This window comes from Winogradskyella sp. (genome assembly GCF_013213975.1).
Classification (GTDB): Bacteria; Bacteroidota; Bacteroidia; order Flavobacteriales; family Flavobacteriaceae; genus Winogradskyella.
In genome coordinates, this window is the sequence record NZ_JABSST010000125.1 from 1 (window position 1) to 4,975 (window position 4,975).

7 protein-coding genes are annotated in these 4,975 nt (G+C 35.3%); 6 read left to right on the top strand and 1 reads right to left on the bottom strand.

Going from position 1 to position 4,975, the window contains the following annotated elements:
* Positions 1-835, bottom strand: an 835-nt coding sequence (locus tag HRU49_RS13930; protein ID WP_296358212.1) for an acetamidase/formamidase family protein, incomplete at its 3' end; no start/stop codon positions are given.
* Between the two features lie 94 nt (positions 836-929).
* On the opposite strand from HRU49_RS13930, the gene HRU49_RS13935 reads away from it, so the two are divergent.
* From HRU49_RS13935 to HRU49_RS13960, 6 genes are all read left to right on the top strand, one after another.
* A complete protein-coding gene (locus tag HRU49_RS13935) occupies positions 930-2,177 on the top strand; it encodes a competence/damage-inducible protein A (protein ID WP_296358215.1) in 1,248 nt (415 codons plus the stop codon).
* Positions 2,178-2,257: 80 nt separating this feature from the next.
* Positions 2,258-2,494 carry a 50S ribosomal protein L28 gene (gene rpmB / locus HRU49_RS13940; RefSeq protein ID WP_114301300.1) on the top strand — a complete coding sequence of 79 codons (237 nt, stop codon included), beginning with the start codon at positions 2,258-2,260 and terminating at the stop codon, positions 2,492-2,494.
* A 25-nt stretch (positions 2,495-2,519) separates the two neighbouring features.
* Positions 2,520-2,702: a 50S ribosomal protein L33 gene (gene rpmG, locus HRU49_RS13945; protein WP_076616981.1), complete on the top strand. Its 183-nt coding sequence runs from the start codon at positions 2,520-2,522 to the stop codon at positions 2,700-2,702.
* 6 nt (positions 2,703-2,708) lie between these two features.
* Positions 2,709-2,861, top strand: a complete 153-nt coding sequence (locus HRU49_RS13950; protein WP_008271041.1) for a DUF4295 domain-containing protein — start codon at positions 2,709-2,711, stop codon at positions 2,859-2,861.
* Between the two features lie 146 nt (positions 2,862-3,007).
* Positions 3,008-3,982, top strand: coding sequence for a signal recognition particle-docking protein FtsY (gene ftsY, locus HRU49_RS13955; protein WP_296358218.1), 975 nt, complete (start codon positions 3,008-3,010; stop codon positions 3,980-3,982).
* Positions 3,983-4,102: 120 nt separating this feature from the next.
* Positions 4,103-4,975, top strand: an 873-nt coding sequence (locus tag HRU49_RS13960) for an amidase family protein (RefSeq protein WP_296358220.1), incomplete at its 3' end; no start/stop codon positions are given.

The window sequence follows — 4,975 nt, forward strand, 5'->3', positions numbered from 1 at the left end:
TACTGTGAGCAACAATAGCATAAGCCTTTAGGTTAGGGAAGGACTGATTAAATATTTTGGCATCGTTAAGGTTAATAATATTTCTTAATGGTACTTCGATCGCAGTGCCGCAGACTTCTCCTAGGCCTTGGACTGCATGGCCATCTCCAATTGAGAATAATCCACCTTCTACAAATACTGGGAAATAGACAGACGTGCCTACAGTCATGTTTGGATCATCCATATTTCCACCATTGGCTCTTGGAGGGATTGTACTTAATAACTCCGTTGTTGCAGGTGCCACTCCCATCACTCCTGGAAATGGTTTGAGTTCTAATTCTATAGAATCGTTGAAGTTAACAGTAGTCTTATTGTTCTTTAAATCATAAATTCTTAAATATTCTCCCTTAATCGAATCTGCAACAAAACTAAATCCTGGAAAAATAGCATTCCATCCCCAATCTCCAACCTCAATGTCGTGCAGAGTAACTTTGATTACATCTCCTGGCACTGCATTTTCAACAAAAACTGGACCTGTTAATGGATGAATTGGTTCAAAATCTAGTTTTCTAAGGTCTTCAATTCCAGAATTCATTTTAAACTGTTCGTCACTGGCATCTTCAGTAAAAGCTTCAATGATAGTACCCGATTTAACTTTCAAGATTGGCGAAATAGTGCTGCTAAATTTATTATGAGTTTGATCTTTAGTTAAAACAAAATCTGGCTTGATTTCCATGGTAAGCACCACAGACTCAGTTTGCTCAATTTCTTTAGGTTGTTTTTCAGAACATTGAAATAAAAACACACTAATTAATAAAAGAAAAGTGAAGAATTTTAGTTGGTTAAATCTGCTCATTGTTAGTTAGAAATTTTATTAAAGGATGTTTAAAATTAATGAATTAACTTTTTAATAGCATTACCTTTGCGAGCATCATTTAAAGATAACCACTTTGACAGCAGAAATTATAACTATTGGAGATGAAATTCTTATTGGTCAGATTGTTGATACCAATTCAGCATTCTTAGGCAAGGCTTTTAATAAAATAGGAATTTCAATTTATCAAATTACTTCAGTACAAGATGAAAAGGCTCATATTCTAAAAGCTATGCGAGAAGCTGAAGATAATGCAGACATCATTATCATTACTGGTGGCTTAGGTCCAACAAAAGATGATGTAACAAAGCATACTATTTGTGAGTATTTTAATGACTCTTTAGTTGAGAATATAGAGGTTTTAGCACATGTTGAATATTTGTTTTCAAAATATATAACTACACCAATTTCAGACTTAAATCGCCAGCAAGCTATGGTGCCTTCAAAAGCTAAAGTATTAATGAATAAGTTTGGAACGGCTCCTGGAATGTGGCTAGAAAAAAACGGTAAAGTCTTTGTGTCTCTTCCTGGTGTTCCTTACGAAATGAAAGCATTAATAACAGATGAGGTGAATCCAGCGCTACGGTCAAAATTCAAATTTCCATACATAAGGCATAAAACGGTATTAACTTATGGTTTAGGAGAAAGTGCAATAGCGATTAGAATTGAAGCATGGGAAGATGCTTTACCAAGTTTTCTCAAGTTAGCCTACTTGCCAAGTTTAGGTCGTGTACGATTAAGAATTTCAGGTAAGACTAATGATAAAGAACAATTAGAGCGGGTAATAGAAGAACAAGTGCAATTGCTTTTACCACAGATAGAGGATATTTTTGTCGGTTTTGAGGACGAGGGTTTAATTGAAGTTATCGTTGGTAATTTATTAAAACAAAGAGAAATGACCTTAGCTGTTGCCGAGAGCTGCACGGGCGGATTAATGGCAAAGTCATTAACCGCAAATGCAGGTGCGTCAAGTTATTTTAAGGGAGGTGTTGTGACGTATGCAACTGAATCTAAGGTAAATGTATTAAAGGTGTCTGATGATGATATTAAAACGTATTCTGTTGTTAGTCAACAGGTGGCTGAGCAAATGGCAGAGAATGTTAGACAATTATATAATGCTGATTATGGAATTAGCACTACAGGTAATGCAGGTCCTTCAAAAGGAGATTCGGATGTGGAGGTAGGTACAGTTTGGATTGCTATTGCTACTAAAAAAGGAACAATGTCTCAGGTTTTTAACTTTGGAAACCATAGAGATAAGGTGAATATGAAAGCCACAAATAAGGCATTTGAAATGCTTCAAAAAGAAATTTTGAAAAAGTAGGATTTAAGTTTTGTCAAACTTTAATTATTTATTAAATTTGCACCCTGTTAAAAAATAACTGAACCTAAAGAAAGAGTACAATGTCAAGAGTTTGTGAACTTACTGGGAAGAAAGCAATGGTTGGAAACAATGTTTCTCACGCGATGAATAAAACTAAACGCAAGTTTAATGCAAACTTGATCAAGAAGCGTTTTTATATCCCTGAAGAAGATAAGTGGGTAACGTTAAAAGTTTCTACTTCTGCATTAAAGACTATCAATAAAATTGGTATTTCGGCAGCATTAAAAGAAGCTAGAGCAAAAGGTTTTTATAAATAATAGCATACGCTAAAGTCAACTTACAATGGCAAAGAAAGGAAATAGAATACAGGTAATCTTAGAGTGCACAGAGCACAAAGCTTCTGGTATGCCAGGAACGTCTAGATATATTACAACAAAAAACAAAAAGAATACGCCAGACCGTATGGAGATTAAGAAATTTAATCCTATTCTTAAGCGTATGACAGTACATAAAGAGATAAAATAAAAAATCATGGCAAAGAAATCAGTAGCGTCTTTACAGACAGGATCAAAGCGTTTGACAAAAGCTATTAAAATGGTAAAATCACCAAAGACTGGAGCGTATATGTTCGTTGAGTCGGTTATGGCACCAGAATTTGTCAATGACTTTTTAAACAAAAAATAATTGTAGTATCACTACAGTTTAGTAAAACTGCTTTCATTTGAAAGCAGTTTTTTTATGGCTATATTTGAGGGCTAACCTGACAACTTAGCAGCTAACCAATTAGGCAAGGTTCTTGCGCCTAACCAAGTAAATAGAATTAATTATACATGAGTTTTTTTAAAAAAATATTTTCTTCTGAAAAGAAGGAAACTCTAGATAAGGGATTAGAGAAATCTAAGTCTTCATTTTTTACGAAACTAAATAAAGCAGTTGCTGGAAAATCTAAGGTTGATGATGATGTTCTTGACAATCTTGAAGAAGTATTGGTAACCAGTGATGTTGGTGTTAATACAACTTTAAAAGTTATAGAGCGCATAGAGGCACGTGTTGCTAAAGATAAATATTTAGGGACCTCAGAATTAAATCAAATCCTTAGAGAAGAAATAGCAGGTTTATTATCCGAAACTAATTCTGGTGAAGAAACGGATTACTCAATACCTGATTTACCAGCTCACGATAATGGTAATAAAGTACCTTATGTTTTAATGGTGGTTGGTGTAAATGGTGTTGGTAAAACGACAACTATTGGTAAGCTGGCATACCAGTTTAAGAAGAAAGGACTTAAGGTTGTGCTTGGTGCTGCGGATACCTTTAGAGCCGCGGCAATAGATCAATTACAGGTTTGGGCAGATCGCGTTGAGATTCCTATGGTTAAGCAAGAAATGGGATCTGATCCTGCTTCTGTAGCTTTTGATGCTTTACAATCGGGTGTTAATCAAGACGCTGATGTTATCATCATTGATACAGCTGGCCGATTGCATAATAAGGTGAATTTAATGAATGAATTGTCTAAGGTAAAACGTGTAATGCAAAAGGTAGTTGGTGATGCACCTCATGATGTTTTGCTGGTTTTAGATGGTTCAACAGGACAAAATGCTTTTGAGCAAGCAAAGCAATTTACTGCTGCAACAGAAGTAACTTCACTGGCCGTAACTAAATTGGATGGTACAGCGAAAGGTGGCGTTGTTATTGGTATTTCTGATCAGTTTCAAATTCCGGTAAAATATATTGGTGTTGGTGAAGGTATAGAAGATTTACAAGTCTTCAATAAGTATGAGTTTGTAGATTCCTTTTTTAAGTAACAAGCCTGCTTGTTATCCTGAACTTGTTTCAGGATCTCAATAATTATAAAAATGTTATAGACCTCACAGATATTTGAAACCTGTGAGGTCTTTTCGTATTTTTATAAAAAAACATCGATTATGCGTTATTACCTATTATTCTTTAGCCTTTTTTTAATTTTTTCATGTAAAGAAGATCCTTCTCGTGAGGCTCGAGAGCCTATTTCTGAATCTGAGACTGTCGAAACTACTTCAGACGAATCGTCAGAATTAGATGCCATTTCCACTAAAGATTTTAGAGAATTTAAAGTATTAGATTCTAAAGTGCTAACTAAAGCTGAAATCTGGGCTGAAATTAATCCACAAATGGAGGATTTTACGGAATCTGATTATAACGCCATGAAAGTTTGGGTTATGGAAGAAGATATTCCAGCACTGCAAGGCTGGATAAATAACGGCAAATATACCATTGAAGAGTTAACAAAATTCTATCTATACCGTATCCGAAAGTTTGATAGAGAGAACGATCTGTCATTGAATTCAGTCATTTCAATTAATCCTAATGTAATTAAAGAAGCCAGAGCAATGGATGAGGCTGAAGATGATGGTACAGATAGAACACATCTAATCTATGGTATGCCTATTCTATTAAAGGACAATATAAATGCCTCAGGTATGGTAACTACTGCTGGTGCGGTTGCTTTAAAAGATAATGTTACTGATGATGCGTTTATTGTAAAACAATTAAGATCTAAAGGCGCCCTAATCTTGGGTAAAGCAAATCTAAGTGAATGGGCTTATTTCTTTTGTGGCGATTGTCCTAGTGGCTATTCTGCTGTCGGCGGACAGACCTTAAACCCATATGGAAGACGCATAATTGATACTGGTGGGTCTAGTTCAGGAAGTGGAGTCGCAGCATCTGCTAATTTTGCAGCTGCAACTATTGGTACTGAGACTTCAGGCTCTATTTTATCACCAGCGAGTCAAAATTCAGTAGTGGGATTAAAACCAACG

Coding starts and splice junctions, on each gene's coding strand:
- rpmB (WP_114301300.1), top strand. CDS start 2,258: ATGTCAAGAGTTTGTGAACTTACTGGGAAGAAAGCAATGGTTGGAAAC.
- ftsY (WP_296358218.1), top strand. CDS start 3,008: ATGAGTTTTTTTAAAAAAATATTTTCTTCTGAAAAGAAGGAAACTCTA.
- rpmG (WP_076616981.1), top strand. CDS start 2,520: ATGGCAAAGAAAGGAAATAGAATACAGGTAATCTTAGAGTGCACAGAG.
- HRU49_RS13950 (WP_008271041.1), top strand. CDS start 2,709: ATGGCAAAGAAATCAGTAGCGTCTTTACAGACAGGATCAAAGCGTTTG.